This window comes from Streptomyces sp. NPDC037203, from assembly GCF_055605065.1.
The window spans coordinates 315,055-338,530 of sequence record NZ_JBVJUC010000003.1 but is presented as its reverse complement, the minus strand read 5'-3'; the positions used below and the strand labels follow the sequence as shown (position 1 = coordinate 338,530).

At 73.2% G+C, this 23,476-nt stretch carries 21 protein-coding genes and 3 pseudogenes; 12 read left to right on the top strand and 12 right to left on the bottom strand.

What is annotated here, in order from left to right:
- Positions 1 to 107: 107 nt before the first annotated feature.
- Positions 108 to 1,346 carry an ROK family protein gene (locus ACZ7EC_RS10775; RefSeq protein ID WP_471060645.1) on the bottom strand — a complete coding sequence of 413 codons (1,239 nt, stop codon included), beginning with the start codon at positions 1,344 to 1,346 and terminating at the stop codon, positions 108 to 110.
- 47 nt (positions 1,347 to 1,393) lie between these two features.
- Complete coding sequence (locus ACZ7EC_RS10770) at positions 1,394 to 2,116, bottom strand: alpha-ketoglutarate-dependent dioxygenase AlkB family protein (protein WP_471060642.1); 723 nt, start codon at positions 2,114 to 2,116, stop codon at positions 1,394 to 1,396.
- Positions 2,117 to 2,272: 156 nt separating this feature from the next.
- On the opposite strand from ACZ7EC_RS10770, the gene ACZ7EC_RS10765 reads away from it, so the two are divergent.
- Entirely contained in the window at positions 2,273 to 3,406 is a 1,134-nt protein-coding gene (locus ACZ7EC_RS10765; protein ID WP_471062013.1) for a methyltransferase, read from the top strand.
- Here ACZ7EC_RS10765 and ACZ7EC_RS10760 read toward each other — a convergent pair.
- Together ACZ7EC_RS10760 and ACZ7EC_RS10755 are read right to left on the bottom strand one after the other, a co-directional pair.
- Positions 3,393 to 4,268: a class II fructose-bisphosphate aldolase gene (locus ACZ7EC_RS10760; RefSeq protein WP_471060639.1), complete on the bottom strand. Its 876-nt coding sequence runs from the start codon at positions 4,266 to 4,268 to the stop codon at positions 3,393 to 3,395. The two genes, ACZ7EC_RS10765 and ACZ7EC_RS10760, sit on opposite strands and share 14 nt — an antisense overlap.
- Before the next feature lie 161 nt (positions 4,269 to 4,429).
- Positions 4,430 to 5,308 (bottom strand): annotated as a pseudogene (locus ACZ7EC_RS10755) (SIS domain-containing protein); the annotation flags it as partial.
- A gap of 149 nt (positions 5,309 to 5,457) precedes the next feature.
- Between ACZ7EC_RS10755 and ACZ7EC_RS10750 the strand changes: the two are divergent.
- Positions 5,458 to 6,237 carry a DeoR/GlpR family DNA-binding transcription regulator gene (locus ACZ7EC_RS10750; RefSeq protein WP_471060636.1) on the top strand — a complete coding sequence of 260 codons (780 nt, stop codon included), beginning with the start codon at positions 5,458 to 5,460 and terminating at the stop codon, positions 6,235 to 6,237.
- 16 nt (positions 6,238 to 6,253) lie between these two features.
- On the opposite strand, the gene ACZ7EC_RS10745 is transcribed toward ACZ7EC_RS10750, so the two are convergent.
- Positions 6,254 to 6,652, bottom strand: coding sequence for a luciferase domain-containing protein (locus ACZ7EC_RS10745; RefSeq protein WP_471060633.1), 399 nt, complete (start codon positions 6,650 to 6,652; stop codon positions 6,254 to 6,256).
- 378 nt (positions 6,653 to 7,030) lie between these two features.
- Between ACZ7EC_RS10745 and ACZ7EC_RS10740 the strand changes: the two genes are divergently transcribed.
- From ACZ7EC_RS10740 to ACZ7EC_RS10715, 6 genes and pseudogenes are all read left to right on the top strand, one after another.
- Positions 7,031 to 7,720, top strand: a complete 690-nt coding sequence (locus ACZ7EC_RS10740) for an SDR family NAD(P)-dependent oxidoreductase (protein ID WP_471060629.1) — start codon at positions 7,031 to 7,033, stop codon at positions 7,718 to 7,720.
- Positions 7,721 to 7,744: 24 nt separating this feature from the next.
- Positions 7,745 to 8,044, top strand: a pseudogene (locus ACZ7EC_RS10735) (DUF6087 family protein); the annotation flags it as partial.
- Between the two features lie 339 nt (positions 8,045 to 8,383).
- Entirely contained in the window at positions 8,384 to 8,944 is a 561-nt protein-coding gene (locus ACZ7EC_RS10730; protein ID WP_471060626.1) for a hypothetical protein, read from the top strand.
- A gap of 352 nt (positions 8,945 to 9,296) precedes the next feature.
- Positions 9,297 to 10,466: an MFS transporter gene (locus ACZ7EC_RS10725; protein ID WP_471060623.1), complete on the top strand. Its 1,170-nt coding sequence runs from the start codon at positions 9,297 to 9,299 to the stop codon at positions 10,464 to 10,466.
- Positions 10,467 to 10,717: 251 nt separating this feature from the next.
- The gene (gene trpS / locus ACZ7EC_RS10720) at positions 10,718 to 11,830 is read left to right on the top strand and encodes a tryptophan--tRNA ligase (RefSeq protein ID WP_471060621.1); all 1,113 of its coding nucleotides are present in this window, start codon (positions 10,718 to 10,720) and stop codon (positions 11,828 to 11,830) included.
- A 42-nt stretch (positions 11,831 to 11,872) separates the two neighbouring features.
- Positions 11,873 to 12,616, top strand: coding sequence for a maleylpyruvate isomerase family mycothiol-dependent enzyme (locus ACZ7EC_RS10715; protein WP_471060618.1), 744 nt, complete (start codon positions 11,873 to 11,875; stop codon positions 12,614 to 12,616).
- Between the two features lie 25 nt (positions 12,617 to 12,641).
- Here the strand turns inward: ACZ7EC_RS10715 and ACZ7EC_RS10710 are convergent.
- Both ACZ7EC_RS10710 and ACZ7EC_RS10705 read right to left on the bottom strand, forming a co-directional pair.
- Positions 12,642 to 13,044 (bottom strand): annotated as a pseudogene (locus ACZ7EC_RS10710) (MarR family winged helix-turn-helix transcriptional regulator).
- Between the two features lie 61 nt (positions 13,045 to 13,105).
- A complete protein-coding gene (locus tag ACZ7EC_RS10705; RefSeq protein ID WP_471060615.1) occupies positions 13,106 to 13,798 on the bottom strand; it encodes a TetR/AcrR family transcriptional regulator in 693 nt (230 codons plus the stop codon).
- Between the two features lie 128 nt (positions 13,799 to 13,926).
- Here ACZ7EC_RS10705 and ACZ7EC_RS10700 point away from each other — a divergent pair, with 128 nt between their 5' ends.
- Positions 13,927 to 14,382, top strand: a complete 456-nt coding sequence (locus tag ACZ7EC_RS10700; RefSeq protein WP_471060612.1) for a nitroreductase/quinone reductase family protein — start codon at positions 13,927 to 13,929, stop codon at positions 14,380 to 14,382.
- Here ACZ7EC_RS10700 and ACZ7EC_RS10695 read toward each other — a convergent pair.
- Positions 14,372 to 15,643 (bottom strand): geranylgeranyl reductase family protein, encoded by a 1,272-nt coding sequence (locus ACZ7EC_RS10695; protein WP_471060609.1) that lies wholly within the window; start codon positions 15,641 to 15,643, stop codon positions 14,372 to 14,374. The two genes, ACZ7EC_RS10700 and ACZ7EC_RS10695, sit on opposite strands and share 11 nt — an antisense overlap.
- Before the next feature lie 167 nt (positions 15,644 to 15,810).
- On the opposite strand from ACZ7EC_RS10695, the gene ACZ7EC_RS10690 reads away from it, so the two are divergent.
- On the top strand, positions 15,811 to 17,163 hold the full coding sequence (locus ACZ7EC_RS10690) for a M20/M25/M40 family metallo-hydrolase (protein WP_471060606.1): 1,353 nt from the start codon (positions 15,811 to 15,813) through the stop codon (positions 17,161 to 17,163).
- A 145-nt stretch (positions 17,164 to 17,308) separates the two neighbouring features.
- A complete protein-coding gene (locus ACZ7EC_RS10685; RefSeq protein ID WP_471060603.1) occupies positions 17,309 to 18,052 on the top strand; it encodes an MBL fold metallo-hydrolase in 744 nt (247 codons plus the stop codon).
- 2 nt (positions 18,053 to 18,054) lie between these two features.
- Here ACZ7EC_RS10685 and ACZ7EC_RS10680 read toward each other — a convergent pair whose 3' ends face one another.
- From ACZ7EC_RS10680 to ACZ7EC_RS10670, 3 genes are all read right to left on the bottom strand, one after another.
- Complete coding sequence (locus ACZ7EC_RS10680; protein WP_471060600.1) at positions 18,055 to 19,098, bottom strand: NUDIX hydrolase; 1,044 nt, start codon at positions 19,096 to 19,098, stop codon at positions 18,055 to 18,057.
- Between the two features lie 145 nt (positions 19,099 to 19,243).
- The gene (locus ACZ7EC_RS10675; RefSeq protein WP_471060596.1) at positions 19,244 to 19,438 is read right to left on the bottom strand and encodes a hypothetical protein; all 195 of its coding nucleotides are present in this window, start codon (positions 19,436 to 19,438) and stop codon (positions 19,244 to 19,246) included.
- Positions 19,439 to 19,672: 234 nt separating this feature from the next.
- The gene (locus ACZ7EC_RS10670) at positions 19,673 to 20,620 is read right to left on the bottom strand and encodes an ROK family protein (RefSeq protein WP_471060593.1); all 948 of its coding nucleotides are present in this window, start codon (positions 20,618 to 20,620) and stop codon (positions 19,673 to 19,675) included.
- A 217-nt stretch (positions 20,621 to 20,837) separates the two neighbouring features.
- Here ACZ7EC_RS10670 and ACZ7EC_RS10665 point away from each other — a divergent pair, with 217 nt between their 5' ends.
- Entirely contained in the window at positions 20,838 to 21,887 is a 1,050-nt protein-coding gene (locus ACZ7EC_RS10665) for a LacI family DNA-binding transcriptional regulator (protein ID WP_471060590.1), read from the top strand.
- A 198-nt stretch (positions 21,888 to 22,085) separates the two neighbouring features.
- On the opposite strand, the gene ACZ7EC_RS10660 is transcribed toward ACZ7EC_RS10665, so the two are convergent.
- A complete protein-coding gene (locus tag ACZ7EC_RS10660) occupies positions 22,086 to 23,384 on the bottom strand; it encodes a DUF6986 family protein (RefSeq protein WP_471060587.1) in 1,299 nt (432 codons plus the stop codon).
- Positions 23,385 to 23,476: the final 92 nt, after the last annotated feature.

Sequence of the window (23,476 nt, the reverse complement as noted above, 5' to 3'; positions counted from 1 at the left end):
GGGCGCCGCGCCGGCCTGCGCCCCGACCGGTCGGCGGCCGTCGACCGTCGACAAGCCGCATGGGCACGATCGTCGGCGTGCGGCCGGGCGTGGCCTCGCCAAGGGGCTCAGCGCAGTGCGGCCAGCGGGTCGTCCAGGACCGGCTGCCAGGCCAGTTCGGCGGCGCCGACCAGGCTGTTGTGGTCGAGGGTGCACGGCAGGATGGGGACACCGCCGCTCTGCCCCCACAGGCTGCGGTCGGCGACGACCGCGCGCAGCCTGCTCGGATCGGCGTCCAGAAGGCTGCGGTGCAGACCGCCGAGGATGATCCGGTCGGGGTTGAGGATGTTGACGAGCCCGGCGAGTCCGAGGCCGAGCCGGTCGATCAGGGCCTCGGCGGCCCGGCGTACCGCGGGATCCTCGTACTGGGTGCGCAGCAGGTCGTCGGCCTGCTTCAGGAGCGAGACCTCGGGACCCGGCTCGCGGCCGGCCTCCACGAGCAGCGCCAGCGGGTCGGCCTCGACGTCCAGACAGCCCCGGCCGCCGCAGTGGCAGGGGCGCCCCTCGGGGTTGACGGTGAGGTGGCCGACTTCCAGGGCGAGCCCCGAACTGCCGGTGTGCAGACGGCCGTCGAGGACGAGGGCGCCGCCGACGCCCCGGTGCCCGGTGGCCACGCACAGCAGATCACGGGCGCCCCGGCCCGCGCCGTGCCGGTGTTCGGCGAGCGCCGCGAGGTTGACGTCGTTCCCGGTGAACGCGGGCCCGTCGATGCCCGCGGCGCGCACGCACTCCTCGAACAGCCGGCGGACCGGCGCACCGACCGGCCAGGCGAGGTGCAGCGGGTTGAGGGCGAGGCCCTCGGGCTGGGCGACGGCGGAAGGCACGGCGAGTCCGGCGCCGACGCAGCGGCGGCCGGTGGTGCGCAGCAGTTCCGCGCCCGCCTCGACCACCGAGCCGAGCACCTTCGCCGGATCGGCGGCCACGGTCTCGCAGCCGGGCGCGGTGGCCACGATGCGGCCGCCGAGGCCGACCAGCGCGGCCCGGAAGCCGTCGGCGTGCACCTGTGCGGCGAGCGCCACCGGTCCCTCCTCGGCGACGTCGAGCCGGTGCGAGGGGCGGCCCTGGGAGCCGGCCGCCGCGGCGGGGCGGGCGTCCACCCGGATCAGGCCGAGCGCCTCCAGTTCGGCGGCGACCGCGCCGGCCGTCGCGCGGGTGACGCCGAGTTCGGCGGTGAGCACGGCTCGGGTCGGCGCCCGTCCGGTGTGCACCAGTTCCAGTGCGGGCCCGAGCGCGCCCCGCCCCCGGTCCAGCCGCGCCCTCGTGGGGGTCCTCTCCCCCGCCGTCCGGGGTTCCGCCTTGCCGCTCATGAGGGCGAGTCTCCCATGATCCGCATCGCCGGTGGCCCGTGCCGCCGTCACAGCCCGCTCACCCGCAGCGTGATGTTGAGCCGTCCGGCCAGCCCCAGCCAGGGCGGTGCCGTGCCGGGGTGGACGCGGGGCACGCCGTGGTAGGCGGCGCGGGCGGGGCCGCCGAAGACGAACAGGTCGCCGCTGCGCAGTTCGACATCGGTGTACGGCCGGGTCCGCGTCCGCGCGTTGCCGAACCGGAAGACGCAGGTGTCGCCGAGGCTCAGCGAGACCACCGGGGCGTCGGCCCGCTCCTCGCTGTCGCGGTGCATGCCCATGCGGGCGGCGCCGTCGTAGAAGTTGATCAGCGCGACGTCGTACGACGGGCCGGGTACGGCCTCCGGTCCGAGTGCGTCGGCCACGGCACGCCGGGCCACCCCGTCCAGCCACTCGGGGAAGGGTTTGACCGGGGCGCCGTCGCCGTCGGCGGCCGTGGGGGTGTACGCGTAGGGGTACTGATGCGGGCCGGGGCAGTCGGGGTTGTCCCGTACGGGCCGTCCGCAGGCGGGGCAGGCGCGTACGACGCCCCAGTGCAGGCCGAGGCAGACCTGGCGCGCGGTCATGGTGCCGCCGCCCGGTGTGCGCACGGTACGCAGCCCGGCCGGGGGCCGCGCCCAGTCACGGCAGGCGGCGAGGAGTTCGCGCTGCCGCCCGGCCGGCAGCCAGTCCGGGACGTGCGCGGCACCGGGCGCGATCCGCGCGCGCTCACGGGGGAACAGTTCCGCGTCCACGTCCTCCATCCTGCCGCACGGCTCCCGCAGCCGGCCGGGGATCCGGTCCGGTCAGGGCCGGACCCTTGCGGGTCCTGGGCCCGGCCCCCTGCGGGTCCGCGGTCGTACGGGCCCTGATCTGCGGTTCCGCTAGCCTGGAGCGCGATGAGCGACCGTATGACGACACCGTGGGGCGAGGTCGAGCTGGCCCGCTTCCCCGAGGATCCCCGCGACCGGCTGCGTGCCTGGGACGCCTCCGACGCGTATCTCCTGGACCATCTGGCGGCCGAGAACGTGCCGCTGACCGGGCAGGTCGTGGTGCTCGGGGACCGCTGGGGAGCGCTGGTGACGGCGCTGGCGGAACACCAGCCGACGCAGATCACCGACTCGTTCCTGGGTCAGGAGGCGAGCCGTGCCAACCTGGCGCGGGCCGGTGCCGAACCGGGCGCGGTACCGCTGCTGACCACGCGGGACGAGCCGCCCGAGCGGGTGGACGTGCTGCTGGTACGGGTGCCGAAAAGCCTGGCGCTGCTGGAGGACCAGTTGCTGCGGCTCGCGCCCGCCGTGCACCCGGAGACGGTGGTGATCGGCACCGGCATGGTGAAGGAGATCCACACCTCCACGCTCCGGACCTTCGAGCGGATCCTCGGCCCGACCCGGACCTCCCTGGCCCGGCAGAAGGCCCGGCTGATCTTCTGCACCCCGGACCCGGCGATGGAGCGGCCCGCGAACCCGTGGCCGTACCGCTACGACCTCCCGGCCGGCGTCGGCGCGATCTCCGGCCACCCGGTCGTCAACCACGCGGGCGTCTTCTGCGCCGACCGGCTCGACATCGGCACCCGCTTCCTCCTCCAGCACCTTCCCGGACCGGGACCGGCCCGTGTGGTGGACCTCGGCTGCGGCAACGGTGTGGTCGGTACGGCGGTGGCGCTGGCCGACCCGGCGGCCGAAGTGCTGTTCGTGGACGAGTCGTTCCAGGCGGTGGCCTCCGCCGAGGCCACCTTCAAGGCCAACGGGGTACCGGGGCATGCCGAGTTCCGGGTCGGCGACGGGCTCGCCGGGGTGGCACCGGAGAGCGTGGACCTCGTCCTGAACAACCCGCCGTTCCACTCCCACCAGGCGACCACGGACGCGACCGCGCGGCGGATGTTCACCGGCGCGCGGCGCGCCCTGCGGCCGGGCGGCGAGCTGTGGGTGATCGGCAACCGGCACCTGGGCTATCACGTCGCCCTGAAGCGGGTGTTCGGCAACTGCGAACTCGTCGCCAGCGAACCGAAGTTCGTGCTGCTGAAGGCGGTCAGGACGGCGTAGCGGGCCCGGCGGCGCCGGTGACGATCGAGATCAGGTGCCGCACCTCCCGCGCCATCGCCTCCCTGCCGATGGTGAGGTACGTGCGGGAGTCGACGGCCTCCGGGTGGGTGGCGAGGAACTTCCGGATCGCACCGGTCATGGCGATGTTGAGCGCGGTGCCGACGTTGACCTTGGCGATACCGCCCGCGACCGCCTCGGCCAGCCCGTCGTCCGGTACGCCGGAGGAGCCGTGCAGCACCAGCGGGACGGACAGCGCGGCGGAGAGCCGTTTGAGCAGGGCGTGGTCGAGGGCGGCGGTGCGCGTGGTCATGGCGTGCACACTGCCGACGGCGACGGCCAGGGCGTCGACCCCGGTACCGCCGACGAAGTCCCGCGCCTGCGCGGGGTCGGTACGGGCGCCGGGCGCGTGCGCGTCCAGCGGGGGCCGCCCGTCCTTGCCGCCGATCTGCCCCAACTCGGCTTCGATGTACAGCCCTTGGGAGTGCGCCCAGTCGGCGGCCGCCCGCGTGGCGGCGAGGTTCTCGGTGTACGGCAGTCGGGCCGCGTCGTACATCACCGAGCTGAACCCGGCGCCGGGCGCCTGGCGCAGCAGGTCGTCGCTCTGCACATGGTCCAGGTGCAACGCGACGGGTACGGCGGCCCGTTCGGCGGTGACACGGGCCGCGCGGGCGAGCGGCAGCAGCCGTCCGTAGCGGAACTTGACCGCGTTCTCGCTGACTTGGAGGATGACGGGCGCGTCGGCCGCCTCGGCGCCGGCGATGACGGCCTCGATGTGTTCCAGTGTGATGACGTTGAACGCGGCGACGGCCGAGCGGGCTTCGACGGCACGGGCGACCAGCTCGCCGGTGGGCGCGAGAGGCACTTCGGGTGTCCTTCCGGGGCGCGGTACGGCGGGAAGTGTCAGACGGAGTCGGCGGAACCGGTGCTCTCCGAGGCATCGCGGGGCGCCCAGGGGTCACGGGGGCCGGGAATCCCGGCCCCGGCCTCGTCGGGGGCCTCGTGGTCGGGGGCGTCCGCTTCCGCCGCGAGGATCACCGAGCGGGTGAGGTGGCGCGGCCGGTCCGGGTCGAGGCCGCGCGCGGCGGCGACGGCGACCGCGAGCCGCTGGGCGCGGACGAGTTCGGCGAGCGGGTCGAGGCCGCCCGCGATCCACTGCCCGCCGGTGCTCCGCACCTGTTCGGCGAGCCCCTCGGGCGCCTCGCCGAACATCCAGGTGGCGGTGCCCTTCGTGGTGATGCTGATCGGGCCGTGCCGGTACTCCATCGCCGGGTACGCCTCGGTCCAGGACAGGGATGCCTCGCGCATCTTCAGCCCCGCCTCGTTCGCGAGCCCGACCGTCCAGCCGCGCCCCAGGAAGGTGAACTGGGTGCACTCGACAAGGCTTTGGGGCAGAGGGGTGGTGAGCGCGGCGTGGCCGTCGGCGACGACGGAGTCCGTGTGCAGGCCGAGGTGGGCGCGCAGGAGGGTGAGGGCGGTGGTGGCGAACCGGGTCTGGACGACGGAGCGTTCGTCGGCGAAGTCCAGCACCACGGCATCGTCGGCGGCGCCCATCACGGGCGTCGCCGGGTCGGCGGTGACGGCCGTGGTGCGGGTCGCCGTACCGCGCAACCGGCCCAGCAGTTCCAGTACTTCGGTGGTGGTGCCGGAGCGGGTGAGGGCGACCACCCGGTCGTACGCGCGTCCGTACGGGAACTCCGAAGCGGCGAAGGCGTCGGTCTCGCCCTGCCCGGCGCCTTCGCGCAGCGCGGCCACCGCCTGCGCCATGAAGTACGAGGTCCCGCAGCCCACCACGGCGACCCGCTCGCCCGCCGCCGGCAGCGCCTCCTGGTGCCGCCCCGCCTCCTCGGCTGCCCGCGTCCAGCACGCCGGCTGGCTGTTCAGCTCGTCCTCGACATGGGTCATGCCCACACCCTCCCCTGACCTTGCTGATTGTTCCTGCAAGATATAGCGAGCTTTCGAGCACAATCAAGCATTCTTGGCGGACGAGGGGCGCACTCCGGGGGTGCGCTAGGGTCACCGATCTGAGAACGACCGAGGATCGGAGGCGGCGGATGTCGCGGGACGCCCGCTGGAAGGCGCTGCTGGAACTGCTCGTGGAGCGGGGCCGGCTGGACGTCGAGGAGGCGGCGGCCGAGCTGGCGGTGTCGGCGGCGACGATCCGCCGGGACTTCGACCGGCTCGCCGAGCAGCAGATGCTGGTCCGCACCCGTGGCGGCGCGGTGGTGCACGGGGTGTCGTACGAACTCCCCCTGCGCTACAAGACGGCTCGCCGCGCCTCCGAGAAGCAGCGGATCGCCACCGCGGTGGCCGATCTCGTCGCGCCGGGCGAGGCGGTGGGGCTGACCGGGGGCACGACGACCACGGAGGTGGCCCGCGCCCTCGCCGTCCGCGCCGACCTGGCCACCGGCTCCCCGGCGCTGACCGTGGTCACCAACGCGCTCAACATCGCCAACGAGCTGGCGGTGCGGCCCCAGTTCAAGATCGTGGTCACCGGTGGGGTGGCCCGCCCGCAGTCGTACGAGTTGGTCGGGCCGCTCGCGGACGGGGTGCTCGGGCAGATCAGGCTGGACGTGGCGGTGCTCGGGGTGGTCGCCTTCGACGTGGTGCACGGCGCGGCGGCGCACGACGAGGCCGAGGCGGCGATCAACCGGCTGCTGTGCGAGCGCGCCGAACGGGTCGTGGTCGCCGCGGACTCCAGCAAACTGGGCCAGCGGGCGTTCGCCCGGATCTGCCCGGCGCACCTGGTGGACACCCTGGTGACGGACACGGCGGTGGACCCGGAGACGGTCCAGCGCTTCGAGGAGGCCGGGATCCGCGTCATCGCCGTATGACGGGGAAGCCGCCCGCCTACCAGAAGGCGCCGAGATCCGCCTTCACGAATCCCGCGCCGCGCTGGTCGTTGCAGCTCATCAGGGGGCGGTCGACCGGACCGGGCGGGAACTGCTGCGCCTGGAGCGCCACGCTCACCAGGGTCAGCAGCAGATCGACGTCGCTCGCGGCGTCGAGGCGCAGGGTCACCCATGGCGAGCCCGGCACGATCCTGATCGCGCCGGAGCGTTTGAGATCCCTGGCGAACCGCTGGATGGCCCGGTCGGTCAGCCGCAGATCGACATCGCGGCCGGAGTGGAAATGGACGATCTCACCCTTGGCGGAAACCACCGCCTGTCCCTGACCGCAGCTCGGCACGGCCTGTCTCAGGTCCGGCCAGGTCGCCAATTGCGCGAACGCGCGCGAGGCCAACGTCATGGGCCCATCATGACGCGCTCACCCCGTTGCAACCAGCGCGTGAGCAAGCATTAACCGACCTGTGTCCGGAGGGGGTTGCCGCCCTCGGACACGGTGATCCGGGTGACCCGGCCGCGGTCGGTGCCGACGTGGCGGACGTCGAGCGGGTGACCACCGGGAGCACCGCCACGGCGAGCCGCTGCGCCGCGACGGGTGCCGGGGAGCGCAGCGCCGCCGGGCACCGCCACACGACGATCGGGCCGGCGGGTTCCGTCATACCGCGGGTTCCGTCATGGCGAACCGGCACAGCAGGACGCGATCGCCCTCGTCCGGGGCGACCGCGCGGACCGCGTCGTAAACCAGTGGTCGATCGCAGCGACCGGAGGGAAGCTGTGCCCCATGACGACAACGTTAGTCACCGGGGCCAACAAGGGCCTCGGCCATGAGACCGCCCGCCGCCTGATCGCCGCGGGCCACACCGTCTACCTGGGAGCGCGCGACCCCGAGCGGGGCGCGGCGGCCGCGGCCGAGCTCGGCGCCCGCTTCGTGCGACTCGACGTCACCGACGACGCGTCGGTCACCGCCGCGGCGGCCACCATCGAGGCCGACGGCGGCCTGGACGTCCTGGTCAACAACGCCGGGATCGAGGTGCGGTCACCCGGCGGCGACATCATCGGCGCGGCGGAGCTGACCGCCGATGTGATGCGGGAGGTGTTCGAGACCAACGTCTTCGGCCTGGTCCGGGTGACCCACGCCTTCCTGCCGCTGCTGGAACGCTCCGAGGCGCCGGTGGTGGTCAATGTCAGCAGCGGTGTGGCCTCACTGGCCCTGGCCGGCAAGGGCTATCCGGGGGCCGCCTACCCGGCCTCCAAGACCACGGTCAACATGCTCACCGTGCAGTACGCCAAGGCGTTCCCGCGGCTGCGGATCAACGCCGTGGAGCCCGGCTACACCGCGACCGACCTGAACCGGCACGAGGGCACGCAGACCGTCGAGGAGGGCGCCGACATCATCGTCCGGATGGCCCAACTGGGCCCGGACGGCCCAACCGGCGGCTACTTCGGCGCGACGGGCCCGATGCCCTGGTAGACGACGGGGGAGCAACGGGCAGAACGCCGAGAGCGGCGCCGCCCGGCGCGCGGGGAGCGGCGGGCCACCCCGCTCGGCGACCGGTCAGACCAAGGGACGCATGTAGGCCCGGACACGCCGCGCGTCATCCAGGAGTGGGACGGATGTCAGTGGACACCCACCGGTGTCGCCGAGGGCCAGGACGCCGCGGCTGCTGAGGCCGGGAAGGAAGCGAACGCCCGCGCCGAGCGCGTTCCGCTGCCGGAATTCGACAAGCTGCCACCCACGCCCGCGCCCTGGCGTCCTACACAGCGCTTCTACCGCCCTGGCACATCAGAACGGTAGATCCCCAAGCCGGCCCCGCTCGCCTGTCACCCCGAGACGAACGGGCGGGGCCTTCCGTGTTGTTCACTGAGCCTTCGCCAACCTGAAGTTGATGGTCATATAGCTGGCGTGCCGGTCAGTCCAGGTACTCGTGCTGGTGGCCGGCGGCAGTCTGTGCAGTAGATCGTTCGGCAAGGTGACTGGACGCTAATTACCTCGAATGGGCTGTTTCGGGGCGCAACAGTCGGTACGTCACTTCTTTCGCGGCAGAGTGGTGTCGGGCTTGCGGGTTGGATCGCCGCCTCGGCTGTCCCGTTGGCGGGGACCACCTGGCCCAACCCTGCACCGAAAGGATCCCGTATGCGTACTGCCCGTCGAGGCCGCATCGCCGCAGTGGGTTTCGCGCTGGCTTCTATCGCCTGTCTGGCTACGCTGACCTCCGGTAGCGCGGACGCCCAGCCCGCACTCGGCACCCGTATGGCTCCCGCGACGGTGAGCACCCGCACGGCCGCACCGGACCTGCCCGTCGAAACCCGCATTCACCTGGTGGAAACGCGCATCAACCGCGGCCCCTCGCCTGAGGTGTACGCCAACTGGGACTACCTGCGCTTCGCGAGCCAGGAGGGCAACCCGGGCTACGCGGTGATCCTCCACCGCTCCGGCGACGGCTACACCGTCCAGAGCACCTTCTCCCACTGGGGTGGCTACACCTACTGGCAGGCCGTCAGCGACGGCATCCGGCTCAACACCCGCAACGAAGCCACGGTCTACACTCCCGTCGCCACCAATGACGGCTTCCTGCTGCGCGACCCCGGTGGCAACTACATCACCTACGGAGTCGACAGCAGTCGCTGGCTGCATGACTACGCCTCGGTACTTCCCAATATCCACGAATTCGCATACTTCCGAGTCAAGAGCTGAGTGTCGTAGGGCCGTCCACGACCCGCCGCCCCAAGAGCCGGTCACACCCTGGACGCCTTCACCGGTCAGCCCTTCCGCGAGTCGGTGACAGTGACCGTCGGCCTGGAAGTAGTCCCTGTTGTTGTGCCCAGGGGGGCGCGGCCACCAGGATCGCGTCCGCGTCACGGATCCGCCGACTCGCCATACTCGGCACTCACGCCCAGCACCACCGCCGCACACCTGCCCCCCGAGGGCAAGGACCTCATCACCCCCGGCGCCCGGGCCCCCCTCCGCAACCCCCTTGCTCCCTCCCTCCGCCGCCCCCTACGCTGAATTTGTGCCGCTAATAAACAAAACCCGAACGCACACCGTCGTGCCGGGCCGGGACCTCGTGGGGCTGCGGGTCGCGATCACCGCGTTCTTCGCGCTGGACGGGTTCATCTTCTCGGGATGGGTCGTGCGCATCCCGGACATCAAGCACCAGACCCACGCCTCCGCCGGAGCCCTCGGGCTCGCGTTGCTCGGCGTGTCCGCCGGGGCCGTGCTGACCATGATGCTCACCGGACGCCTGTGCCGCCGCTACGGCAGCCACCCGGTGACCGTGGTCTGGATGGTCGTCCTCGCCCTCAGCGTCACCCTGCCCGCGCTCACCCATTCCGCACCCGCGCTCGGCACCGTCCTGCTGATCTTCGGCGCGGCGTACGGAGGCGTGAATGTCGCCTTCAACGCTGCCGCCGTCGACCTCGTCGCCGCCGTACGGCGGCCGATCATGCCCAGTTTCCATGCCGCGTTCAGCCTCGGCGGGATGGTCGGCGCGGGCGTCGGCGGGCTGGTCGCCGGTTTCCTCTCGCCCACCCGTCATCTGCTCGGGATCACCGTGATCGGGCTGCTCGTGACCGCCGTCGCCGGGCGGAGCCTGCTGCGGCACGAGCCCCCTCTGCCGCCCCCGGACGACCGGGGGCCCGCGGCGACGAGGGAAGGCCGGGCGCCCCGCGTCGCCGGGCGCTGGCTCGTCGTGGGCTTCGGACTGGTCGCGCTGTGCGACGCGTACGGCGAGGGCGCCATGGCCGACTGGGGTGCGCTGCACCTCAAGCAGGACCTCACGGCGTCCGCGGGCACGGCGGCCACCGGCTATGCCTGCTTCGCGCTCGCCATGACCGCGGGACGGCTCTCCGGTACGGCCCTGCTGGGCCGCCTCGGCCGGGCCCGCACAGTGATCGCCGGCGGCTCGGTCGCGGCGGCGGGCATGCTGCTCGGCTCGCTCGCGCCGTCGCTCTGGGCGGCGCTGGCCGGTTTCGCGATCACCGGACTCGGGCTCGCCAACATCTTCCCGGTCGCCATCGAGCGGGCGGGCGCACTGGCCGGGGCGTCCGGCGTCGCGATCGCCTCCACCCTCGGGTACGGCGGCATGCTCCTCGGCCCGCCCATGATCGGGTTCATGACCGACTGGTTCTCCCTGCCCACCGCGCTCACCAGCGTGGCCGCGCTGGCCGCCGTGGCCGCCCTGATCGGGGTGGCCACGCGCCGGGCCCTCAACGGCTGACGGCTTCCGGCACCGCCGCGAGGCCGGCGGGCGCGGGGCCGACCCTGACCGCTGGCCGCTCACCGCCCCGCCCCGCTATCATTGCCGTATGCATCTTTCGTCGTGTCCGTGCTGGTGGCGCTCCTCGTAGGAGCGGCCGCCGCGCAGGCATGAACCGGGCCGTTCGGATGGACGGCCCTTTTTCTGTGTCCCTGGTACGAGGGGCGCGGGGCGTCCCGACGGCCCGCCCGACCCACCACCAGGAGACCGAGATGAACCCCACCCCGCAGCCCGCGCCGTCCGTGGCCCCGTCCGCCGCCGACGCTTCCGACGCGCTCGGCACCTCCGCCGCGCGGGCCCGCAGCGCGGAGCTGGAGAAGCTGATCGCCGGGGATCCGGGGAAGTTCCGCGTCCTCACCGGCGACCGGCCCACCGGAAGACTGCACCTCGGCCACTACTTCGGCACCCTCCACAACCGCGTCCGGCTCCAGAACCTCGGCGTGGAACTGTTCGTGGTCATCGCGGACTACCAGGTCCTGACCGACCGCGACGTCGCGGACGACCTCCAGTCCTACGTCGACGAGCTGGTCCTCGACTACCTCGCCATCGGCGTGGACCCCGCGCGCAGCACGATCTTCACGCACAGCGCCGTCCCCGCCCTCAACCAGCTGATGCTGCCCTTCCTCAGCCTGGTCTCCGTCGCCGAGCTGAACCGCAACCCCACGGTCAAGGACGAGATCGCGCACTCCCGCCAGTCCGCCGTCAGCGGGCTGATGTTCACCTACCCCGTGCACCAGGCCGCCGACATCCTCTTCTGCAAGGCCAACCTGGTCCCCGTCGGCCAGGACCAGCTGCCCCACCTGGAGATCACCCGGACCATCGCCCGCCGCTTCAACGACCGCTACGGAAACGGCAGTTCGGTCTTCCCCCGGCCCGAGGCACTGCTGTCCGAGGTGCCGCTGCTGCTGGGCACCGACGGCAGCAAGATGAGCAAGAGCCGGGGCAACTCCATCGTCCTGGCCGCCACCGCCGACGAGACGGCGCGGCTCCTCAAGGGCGCGAAGACCGACTCCGAGCGCCACATCACCTACGACCCGGCCACCCGCCCCGAGGTCTCCTCGCTGCTCCTGCTGGCCGCGCTGTGCCAGGGCCGGACCCCCGAGGAGGTGGCCGACGGCATCGGCTCCGCGGGCGCGGCGGCGCTGAAGAAGACCGTGACGGAGGCGGTCAACGAATACCTGGCCCCGGTCCGGGCCCGCCGCGCCGAGTACGCGCGGGACCGCGGCGAACTGCGGCGCATCCTGCGCGCGGGCAACGAGCGGGCCAACGCCGTGGCCGACGCCACCCTCGCCGAGGTGCGGGCCGCGATGAACAGCGACTACTGAATCTCCGGTGCGGCGCGCGGGCGGGTCCGGCAGGATCGCCCCATGCAGACCGCCGAATTCCTCCATGCCCTCCACCGCGAGGGCCAGTCGCTGGCCGCGGCCGCCGAGCGGGCCGGCACCGGCGCCGAGGTGCCGACCTGCCCCGAGTGGCGGGTGCGGGACCTGCTGCGGCACACCGGCGCGGTCCACCGGTGGGCCGCGGGCTTCGTCGCCGGGAGACACACCGGGCCCCGGCCGATCGGCGAGGCGCCGGACCTCTCCGGCGCCGAGCTGGTGGCCTGGTACCGGGACAGCCACCGCCTGCTGGTCGAGGTCCTGTCCGCCGCCCCCGCCGACCTGGAGTGCTGGACCTTCCTCCCGCTGTCCGAACTCTCGCCGCTGGCGTTCTGGACACGGCGGCAGGCCCACGAGACGACCGTGCACCGGTACGACGCCGAGGCCGCCCGCGGCGGATCACCCGCCCCGATCGCCGCCGGCCTCGCGGTGGACGGCATCGACGAGTTGCTGCGCGGCTTCCACGCGCGGTCCAGGAGCCGGGTGCGGACGGCGGAGCCGAGGACGCTGCGGGTACGGGCGACGGACGCGGGCGAGGACGCGGTGTGGACCGTACAACTCGATGCGGACCGGCCCCCGGTGACGTCACGTCAGGCGGACGGCGAGGCCGATGCCGAACTCTCCGGCCCGGCGGACCAGTTGTACCTGGCCCTGTGGAACCGCACGCCCGTCCCGCGGGTTTCCGGCGACCGGTCGCTCGCCGCCTTGTGGCAGCGGACTTCGGCCGTCTGACGCCCAGTCGAGCGTCTCCGGCCCCTCACTCCCCTTCTTCGCCGCGCAGCATCCTGGCCAGCACCGCGCGCTGCACCGGCCGCACCTCGGTGTGCAGCGCCCGGCCCTTCGGGGTGAGGGCGACCCGGACGCCCCCGGCGGTCCTCCGCGCAGGCGCCCCGCTCGACCAGGCCCTCCCTCTCCAGGCGGCCGATGAGCCGGGAAAGCGCGCTCTGGGTGAGATGGACGCGCTCGGAGATCTCCTGGACGCGGTAGGCGCAGCCGTGCGGCCCCCGCCGCTCGGCCAGCAGATCCAGGACCTCGAAGTCGCTGGCGCACAGGCCGTGGGCGCCCAGGGTCCGGTCCAGTTCGCACTGGGTACGGGCATGCAGGGCCAGGATGCCCCGCCACTGCGCCACGAGCGCCCGCTCGTCCGTCGTCGACGTCATCGACGCACCGTAGCAGTCCCATGGGCGGGTAAAGAAAGCCGGAGTCGGGCGCTCCGGCTTGTCAGCGCAGTCCGGCCCCGTGCGCGAGTCGCGTCACCGCGTGCCGGAAAAACCGCTCCCGGTCCTCGATCACGTTGTTGAACTGACCGAACAGCTCGAAGCTCACCAGCCCGAACAGCTGGGCCCAGGCGGCGACCATGGCGGCGGTCACCTCGGGGGGCAGGTCGGGAGCGATCTCCGCGGTCAACCGCTCCAGCTCCGGGCGCAGTTCGCTGGGCAGCGGGGGTTCGGCCGGCGCCAGGCCGGGACCCCGCGCGGCGTCGCGGAAGATGCCGACGAGGACCATGGCGGCGCGGGCGGCGGCCGGGATGGTGGTCTCGGGGGCGGCGTAGCCGGGCACGGGCGAGCCGTAGATCAGCGCGTACTCGTGCGGATGGGCGAGCGCCCAGGCCCGTACCGCCTCGCACACCGCGGTGAAGCGGGCCACGGGCGCGGCGGCGCCGACGGCGTCCCGCGCCTTCTCCGCGGCCGCGCCCACGGCGTCGTACGCGTCGATGATCAGGGCCGTCAGCAGGTCGTCGCGGCTGGGGAAGTAGCGGTAGAGGGCGGAGGAGACCATGCCCAGTTCGCGGGCGACGGCCCGCAGGGAGAGCTTGGCCGCGCCCTCGGCCGCCAGCTGTCTGCGGGCCTCTTCCTTGATGGCCGCGGTTACCTCGCCCCTGGCCCGTGCGCGTGCGCCCTGTGCGGTGGTCATGCCCGTCATTCTGTCACACGCGAGAGCAGTGCACACAAAAAAGAGCGCTGCTCTTGCATGGGAGCACCGATCTCCCCCATGCTGATGTCAACCGAGAGCACTGCTCTCCCGAACCATGGGGGTCCACCATGTCGTCGTCCGCGCCGTACTACCTCAAGGGCAGCCCGCTGAACGTGCGTCTGAACGGCGTGATCGGCTGGCTCGCCCGGCACGGGCTCAGCCTCGCGGGCACCGCCGAGCTGTCCGTGAAGGGCCGCAAGAGCGGCGCGATGCAGCGCATCCCGGTCAACCCGCACACCTACGAGGGCGCGCAGTACCTGGTCTCGGCGCGCGGCCACTCGCAGTGGGTGCGCAACATGCGTGCCGCGAACGGCGGTGAGCTGCGCGTTGGGCGCACGGTGCGCGCCTTCACCGCGGTGGAGCTTCCCGACGCCGAGAAGCTCCCCGTCCTGCGGACCTACCTGGAGAAGTGGGGCTGGGAGGTGAACCAGTACTTCGCCGGGGTGACCGCCGCCTCCTCGGACGAGGAGATCATCGCGTGCGCCGCCGACCACCCCGTCTTCCGGATCACCGTCACGAAGTGACGGGCTCCTCCTGCGCCGTGGCGGGCTCCGCGGGGTCGGCGGCCCTCGCCGGAGCCGGGTCCAGCAGGGTCAGGGCGCGCTGGGCCAGCGGGTGGGAGCGGACCAGTTCGCCGAGGGTGGTGGCACCCCGAGTGATGTTGCGGAACGCGTTCCAGGCGGGACGGAAGCCGGTGAGGGCGGCGTGGAAGAGGCCGGGGCGGCGCTCGAACGCCGCGAGCAGGCGCCTGCCGACGCCCATCTCGACGCCGAGCCCCGCCTTGACCGCGAAAGCGTAGTTCAGGGCCTGACGGCGGGTGTCGACGGCGTCGTGCGCCTCCGCTATGCGCACCGCCCACTCGCCGGCCAGCCGGCCCGAGCGCAGCGCGAAGGAGATGCCCTCGCGGGTCCAGGGCTCCAGAAGCCCTGCGGCGTCGCCGCAGACCAGGACCCGGCCGCGGGAGAGCGGCGAGTCGTCGGCCCGGCAGCGGGTCAAGTGCCCGGAGGACACGGCCGGTTCGAAACCGGCGAGACCGAGGCGGGCGATGAAGTCCTCCAGGTAGCGCTTGGTCGCCGCGCCCTCGCCGCGGGCGGAGATCACCCCGACCGTCAGCGTGTCGCCCTTGGGGAACACCCAGCCGTAACTGCCCGGAAGCGGGCCCCAGTCGATGAGCACCCGGCCCTTCCAGTCCTCGGCGACCGGCTCCGGGACCGGGATCTCCGCCTCCAGGCCGAGGTCCACCTGGGCCATCTTCACACCCACGTGGGCGCCTATCCGGCTGGCGCTGCCGTCGGCGCCGACGACCGCGCGGGCCAGCACCGTCTCGCCACCCTGGAGGACGACGGCGACCGTGCGCCGGTCGGGGACCGCCGAGCCGTGCTGCTCGACACGCTGCACGGTCACACCCGTACGCAGTTCGGCGCCCGCCTTCTGGGCGTGCTCGACCAGCTGCTGGTCGAACTCGGGCCGGTTGATCAGCCCGAACAGCATCTGCCGGGAACGGCGGGTGCGGGCGAAGCGCCCGTTGTGGGAGAAGGTGACCGCGTGCACCCGGTCCCGCAGGGGCAGTTCGAAGCCCGGCGGCAGACAGTCGCGCGAGGGCCCGATGATGCCGCCGCCGCAGGTTTTGTACCGGGGCAACTCGGCCTTCTCCAGCAAAAGGACGCGGCGCCCCGCGACCGCCGCCGCGTAGGCCGCCGAGGCCCCCGCCGGTCCCGCGCCCACCACGACGACGTCCCACACTCGCTGCACGTCGTCGTCCGCCGAAGAGTTCTCGCCGCTCACGATGGTCTACTGCTCCGATCAAGCCGCTGCCGCTCCCGCACCCGCGACTTCCCGCGAGCAGGGGGTAACCGATGTATCACGCATCCTACGGCCGCGAGCCGTGTGCGCCGCTGTGGGAGGATCGACCCACCCAGCAGGAGAACGTCGCACCTACGAGGAGCGTGCCCATGTCGTCGAATCCGGTCGCCGAGACCGTCGCCTCTCTGATGCCGAGGGCCAAGGCGGAGCTCGCCGAGCTCGTCGCCTTCCGGTCCGTGGCGGACTTCGCGCAGTTCCCGAAGAGTGAGAGCGAGGCCGCCGCGAACTGGATCGCCGACGCACTGCGCGCCGAGGGATTCACCGACGTCGCCCTGCTCGACACCCCCGACGGCACCCAGTCGGTGTACGGCTTCCTGCCGGGCCCGCAGGGCGCCAAAACGGTTCTGCTCTACGCCCACTACGACGTGCAGCCGCCGCTGGACGAGGCCGGCTGGACCACCCCGCCGTTCGAGCTGACCGAGCGTGACGGCCGCTGGTACGGCCGCGGCAGCGCGGACTGCAAGGGCGGTGTGATCATGCACCTGCTCGCGCTGCGCGCGCTGAAGGCGAACGGCGGCGTCCCGGTCAACGTCAAGATCATCGTGGAGGGCTCCGAGGAGCAGGGCACGGGCGGCCTGGAGCGGTACGCCGAGCAGCACCCGGAGCTGCTGACCGCGGACACCATCGTCATCGGCGACGCGGGCAACTTCCGGGTGGGCCTGCCGACGGTGACCACGATCCTGCGCGGCATGACGCTGGTCCGGGTGGGTGTCGAGACCCTCGCGGGCAATCTGCACTCGGGCCAGTTCGGCGGCGCGGCGCCGGACGCGCTGGCCGCGCTGATCCGGGTGCTGGACTCGCTGCGCGCGCAGGACGGCTCCACGACGGTGGACGGTCTGGACGCGTCGGCCGGGTGGGACGGCCTGGAGTACACCGAGGAGCAGTTCCGCTCGGACGCCAAGGTGCTGGACGGCGTGGAGCTGACCGGCTCCGGCTCGGTCGCCGACCGCCTGTGGGCGCGTCCCGCGGTCACCGTGCTCGGCATCGACTGCCCGCCGGTCGTCGGCGCCACCCCCTCGGTGCACGCCAGTGCGCGCGCGCTGGTCAGCCTGCGGGTGCCGCCGGGCGTGGACGCCACGGAGGCGGGCAAGCTGCTCCAGACCCACATCGAGACGCACACCCCGTGGGGCGCACGGGTCACCGTGGAGCAGGTCGGCCAGGGCCAGCCGTTCCGCGCGGACGTCTCCAGTCCGGCCTACCAGGCGATGGCCGACGCGATGGCGATCGCCTATCCGGGCGAGACCATGCAGTACGCCGGCCAGGGCGGCTCCATCCCGCTGTGCAACACCCTCGCCGGCCTCTACCCGGACGCGGAGATCCTGCTGATCGGCCTCAGCGAGCCGGAGGCCCAGATCCACGCGCTGAACGAGAGCGTGTCACCGGAAGAACTGGAGCGCCTGTCGGTGGCGGAGGCGCTGTTCCTGCGGAATTACGCGGGCTAGCCAGGGCGTCCCCGCTCGCCTCCGCCCTGTCCAACCTGCCGCGTACAGGCGAGCGGTACCGGGCCGGTTCCGCTCTGGGCGGAGGGGTTCCGCCGTGGGCGGAGCACGCTCGCGCCACGTCCGTGCTCCGGCCTACGGTCGGGGCATGGACGTCATCGAGCTTCTTCCCCGGCTGCACCTGCTGCGCTTCCCGGTCGGTCAGGCGTATCTCTGGCGGGACGACGAGGAGTTGACGCTGATCGACGCCGGGACGATCGGATCGGGAGCGGTGATCGCCGAGGCGATCAGGGCGCTGGGGCGCGCGCCCGAGGATGTGCGGCGCGTCGTACTGACCCACTTCCACGAGGACCACGCGGGCGGGGCCGGCGAGTTCGCCGCGCTGAGCGGGGCGGAGGTACTCGCCCATCGGCTCGACGCGCCGTTCGTACGGGGCGAGGCTCCCGGTCCGGCGCCGCGGCTCGCCGAATGGGAGCTGCCGATCCAGGCGGCCGTCGCCCGGCTGCCCGAGGGCACCCCGCTGCCGCCGCCGTCCGTCACCGACGTGACCGGCGGCCAGGTGCTCGGCTTCGGCGGCGGCGCGCACGTGGTGCACGTGCCCGGTCACACGGACGGCAGCATCGCGGTCTTCCTGCCCGCCGAAGGCGTGCTGTTCACCGGGGACACCGTGGCGTCGCTGCCCGTCGAGGGCGTGCTGTCCCCCGGCGACCCGGTGCCGGCGGCCCCCGCCGAACACACGCTGGTGCCGGGCGTGTTCAACCTCGACAGGGTCCGGCTCCTCGAATCCGTACGGCGACTGGCGGACCTCGGCGCCGAGGTGGCGTGCTTCGGCCATGGCGACCCGGTGCTGCACGGCGCCGCCGCCGAACTGCGCCGGGCTGCCGCGGGGTGACGTCAGCCGAGCGGCACGCCGGCCTCCAGATACAGCGCGGTGCCGCGCTCGCGGGCACGCAGGGCCCAGCGCAGGCGCTCGTAGCGGACCGGGGGCAGCATTCCGGCGGCCTCCTGCTCGGTGGCGAACCGCCAGCCGCGCAACTCCGGCCCCGGAAGCACCACTTTGGCGGCCTCGTCGGAGGGGAGCCGGCCGCCGTCGAAGAGGAGCCGGAGCCCGCCGTAGCCGGGCGGCACGGGCCGCTCCCAGTCCACCACCAGCAACCGGGGCACCTCCCGCAGCCGTATCCCGGTCTCCTCGGCGACCTCCCGCATCCCCGCGCGGGCCGGTGCCTCGCCCCGTTCCACCACACCGCCGGGGAACTCCCAGCCGGGCTTGTAGGTGGGGTCCACGAGCAGCACGCGGTCCTGCTCGTCGAAGAGGAGCACCCCGGCGGCGAGGGTCTCGGCGGTGGGCTCGGGGGTCTGCACGATGTCGCAGGGGGCGAAGTCGCCGCTGCCGACCGACTCCGCGATCCGCACGGCGGTCTCGTACGGGGTCAGCCCGCTGGTGTCGATCAGGTGGGCGTCGGCGGTGAGCCAGGACGCGAGGGCGGCGTGGTACGGCTCGATATGGTCGTACGACCACTGCCGCACCCGCAACTCCCCGTCGGGCAGGTCGGGCGGCACCTCACGCCCGGCTATTCGGGCACGCAGGATCGTTTCGGCCGGAGCGAGGACGACATGCCGTACGGGAATCCGGCGGGCGGCGAGGCCGCCGAAGATCTCGTCGCGGTACTCCTGGCGCAGCAGGGTCATCGGCACGACGAGGGTGCCGCCCAGCTCGGCGAGCATGGCGGCGGCGGTGTCGACCACGAGCCGGCGCCAGATCGGCAGATCCTGGAAGTCGCCGGCCTCGGCGAGGTGCTTGGGCGGCAGCAGGTGCGTGAGCGACCCGCCGATGATCTCGGGGTCGAAGATCGTGCTGTGCGGGATCAGTTCGATCAGTTCCCGTGCGGTCGTGGTCTTTCCCGCACCGAACGCGCCGTTGATCCAGACGACGGTCACGGACTTCCCCCTCTTCTGTTGGCCCCCTGAGGCTTGCCCGCTCCACCCTGCCACGGAAACCCCGCCGCGGTGAGGGTGCGGTAAAGCACGGTGCCGGTGCCCCTCGTCGCGGGGCACCGGCACGCAGGTGGTCTGACGAGAAGCCCTAGTCCTGGCCGTCGGCCGGGGCGTCGGCGGGGGCCAGGCTGTCGTGGCTGACCAGGTCGCCGGCCGAGTGCAGGGTGCCGGAGACGTTGAGGCCGTCCAGGGGCCCCTTGTCCGCGGCGTGGGACGGGGTGACGGCGGCCACGACGAAACCGGTGGCCAGGGAGGCGAGGGCGAGAATGCTGCGCTTCTTCATGCGCGGATCAACTCCGCGAGAGGCTCCGGGGTCACGCGGGTACCGCCGGAACAGCGAAATTCCGTGGCCGGGGCGGCACCCGGAGGACCGACGTCACGGCGCCGGTTTCGTGACCCGCTTCGAGGTCGGCACCGACTTCGTCCGCCGCTACCCGGTCCGGCGGGCGGGCGGGCGGCGAAACGATCCTGGAACTGTGGGCGCACACCGAGGAGTTGGCCAACCTGGACAGCACCCCTAGAGCCGCACCAGCCCCGGCCCCCTGATCAGCGCCGCCGCCGCGGCCCCCACCAGCCCCGCGTCCGTGCCCATCTGCGCGGGCACCACCGTCAGCCGCCGTACGAAGGACAGCGTGGCGTAGTCCGCGAGCGCCTCGCGCAGGGGTGTGAAGAGGACGTCCCCCGCCTTGCCGACGCCGCCCCCGATCACCGCGATGTCGATCTCGACCAGGGTCGCGGTGGCCGCGATCCCCGCGGCGAGCGCCCGTGCGGCCCGTCGGAAGGAGGCCGCGGCGACCGGGTCGCCCGCCCGTGCCGCCTCGGCCACCGCCGCGGCCGAGGCGTCGCCGTCCGGGCCCGGCCGCCACCCCTGTTCCAGGGCGCGGCGGGCAAGGTTCGGGCCGCTGGCGATCCGCTCCACGCAGCCGCGCGCGCCGCACGGGCAGGGGTCGCCGTCGAGGTCGACGCTGATGTGCCCGATGTGCCCGGCGTTGCCGGTCGGGCCGGGGTGCAGCCGGCCGTTCAGGACCAGGCCGCCGCCGACGCCCGTGGAGACCACCATGCACAGCGCGTTGTCGTGGCCTCGGGCGGCGCCCATCCAGTGCTCGGCCGCGGTGATCGCCACGCCGTCGCCGATCAGCTCGACGGGCAGTCCCCCGGTCGCCGCCCGTACCCGCTCGACCAGCGGGAAGTCCCGCCAGCCGGGCACGTTCACCGGGCTGACGGTGCCCGCGGACGCGTCGACCGGGCCCGCGCTGCCGATGCCGACCGAGCGGACATGTCCCCACCGGGACGAGGCGGCGAGTTCGCCGAGCACCTCCTCGACGGCGCGCATGACCGTCTCGCCGTCCTGCCGGGCGGGCGTGGCGCGCTGGGCCCGCTCCAGGATCAGTCCGCAGCCGTCCACCAGACCGCCGGCGATCTTGGTGCCGCCGATGTCCAGGGCTGCCACGAGGTCGGTGCGCATCAGAGTCTGATCTCCCCGTCGAACGATCGAAATCCATGGGCCGGGGCGAGCCGGCCGGGTGCTGGAGGCGCGGTCCCGCGCGGAGCGGTCGTCAGTCTCTCGCGCACCTGACAACGTTGTCCAGGCTCTATGCTCGACGCCACATCCTCATACAAGCCCATGGGCCGCCCGCAGCACACCCCGTGGGGCCACGGACGACAGGACAGGACAGCGCATCGTGCCCGAAACCACCCGCCGCGCGGAACGCCATTCCGCAAACCGGTACGGCAACCGGCCGACGATGAAGGACGTGGCGGCGCGGGCCGGGGTCGGGCTGAAGACGGTCTCCCGCGTGGTCAACGGCGAGCCGGGAGTCACCCCGGACACCGAGCGCCGGGTGCGGGAGGCGATCGACGCGCTGGGCTTCCGCCGCAACGACAGTGCGCGGGTGCTGCGCAAGGGCCGCACGGCGAGCATCGGCCTCGTCCTGGAGGACCTCGCCGACCCCTTCTACGGCCCGCTGAGCCGCGCGGTGGAGGAGGTCGCCCGCGCGCACGGCGCCCTGCTGATCAACGGCTCCAGCGCCGAGGACCCGGAGCGGGAGCGGGAGTTGGCGCTGGCGCTGTGCGCGCGCCGGGTGGACGGCCTGGTGGTGATCCCGGCCGGGGACGACCACCGCTATCTGGAACCGGAGATCCGGGCCGGCGTGGCGACCGTGTTCGTGGACCGTCCGGCCGGGCGGATCGACGCCGACGTGGTGCTGTCCGACAACTTCGGCGGGGCCCGCGACGGCGTGGCCCATCTGATCGCGCACGGCCACCGCAGGATCGGTTTCATCGGGGACATGCCCCGCATCCACACCGCGGCGGAGCGGCTGCGCGGCTACCGGGCGGCGATGGAGGACGCGGGGATACCGGTCGAGGACCGCTGGATGGCCCTCGGGGTGACGACCCCGGAACGGGTGCGCCGGGCGGCGCAGGAGATGCTGTACGGGCCCGACCCGGTCACGGCGGTCTTCGCGGGCAACAACCGGGTGACGGTCACCGTGGTCCGGGTCCTCGCCGAGCAGACGCGGCAGGTCGCCCTCGCCGGGTTCGACGATTTCGAGCTGGCCGATCTGCTGCGGCCGGGCGTCACGGTGGTCGCCCAGGACGCGGCGGCCCTCGGCCGTACGGCGGCGGAGCGGCTGTTCCGGCAGCTGGACGGCGGCCTGGTCGCACCGGAGCGGATCGAGCTGCCCACCCGCCTGATTGCCCGCGGCTCGGGCGAACTGCCGCCGGCCGGCTGAGACGCCCGCCCGTGGCCGGGCGTCCGCCGCGCACCAAACTCCTCGCCCACCGCCGTCGCGGGAGCCTTCGGGGCCGCTTCGCAGGAATGCGGTGAACGGGTGCGCGGCGCACGGGTGTTGCGGGGCGGGGGCCCCGCTGCGGCGACAGGGCGGCCTCGACACCGCAGGCCGCCCCGGAACCCCGGACGCGCGGGCTACTTACTGCGCGGACGCGGTGAGATCGCCGCGCCGGGGGCCCGCGTATCCCTCCAGCTCCGTGCGGCCGAGCCCCGTGCGCTCGGTCACCTCGGCGGGGTCGAGGGCGCCGCAGTCCAGGCCGCGCAGCAGATAGCCGCCGAGGGCCTTGGCGGTGGCGGGTTCGTCCATGACGTCGCCGCCGGCGCGGTTGGCGTAGCGGGCGAGGCGGGCGGCGGCCTGCTCGAAGCCCTCGCGGTAGAAGGCGAAGACGGCCGCGTAGCGGGTCGGGATGTGCGCCGGGTGCATGTCCCAGCCCTGGTAGTAGGCGCGGGCGAGGGCGCGCCGGGTGAGGCCGTAGTGCAGCCGCCAGGCGGCGTGGACCTGCTCGGCGGGGCCGACCGGGAGCACGTTGGTGGAGCCGTCCGAGACGCGGACACCGGTGCCCGCGGCGGCGACCTGCATGACCGCCTTGGCGTGGTCGGCGGCCGGGTGGTCGCTTGCCTGGTGGGCGGCGGAGACGCCGAGGCAGGCGCTGTAGTCGAAGGTGCCGTAGTGCAGCCCGGTGGCGCGGCCCTCGGCGGCCTGGATCATCCGGGCGACGGTCGCGGTGCCGTCGGTCGCCAGGATGGCCTGGCTGGTCTCGATCTGTATCTCGAAGCCGAGCCGTCCCGCGTCCAGGCCGTGCGCCTTCTCGAAGGCCTCCAGGAGCCGTACGAAGGCGGTGACCTGCTCGGGGTAGGTGACCTTCGGCAGGGTCAGCACCAGCCCCTCGGGCAGCCCGCCCGCCGCCATCAGGCCGGTGAGGAAGACGTCGAGGGTGCGGATGCCCCGCGCGCGCACCGGAGCCTCCATGCACTTCATGCGGATGCCCATGTACGGCGCCGCGGTGCCCTTCTCGTACGCCTCGGCGATCAGCCGGGCCGCGCGAGCCGCGGTGGCGTCCTCCTCGGCGTCGGGGCGGGGGCCGTAGCCGTCCTCGAAGTCCACCCGCAGGTCTTCGATGGGCTCGCGCTCCAGCTTGGCGCGGACGCGGGAGTACACCGGTTCGGCCAGCTCGTCGGCGAGACCGAGGACGGCGGCGAAGGAGGCGGCGTCGGGGGCGTGTTCGTCCAGCGCGGCCAGGGCCTGGTCGCCCCAGGAGCGGACGGTGCCGGCGGTGAAGGCGTCACCAGGGACGTAGACGGTGTGGACGGGCTGCCGGGTGCCGGGGTCTCCGGGGTAGCGGCGGGCCAGTTCCGCGTCGACCGGTGCGAGCGAGGCGCTGATCTCCTCGCCGACGGCGCCCGCGAGGCTGGTCGCCACCTTCTCCTGCTGACCCATCCCACACCCTCCAAGGTTCCCTTGAAATTCCGCTGTACGGAATCAACAATCCGTAGAATGAAGTTATCCGGCGCCCTTCCGGCTGGTCAACA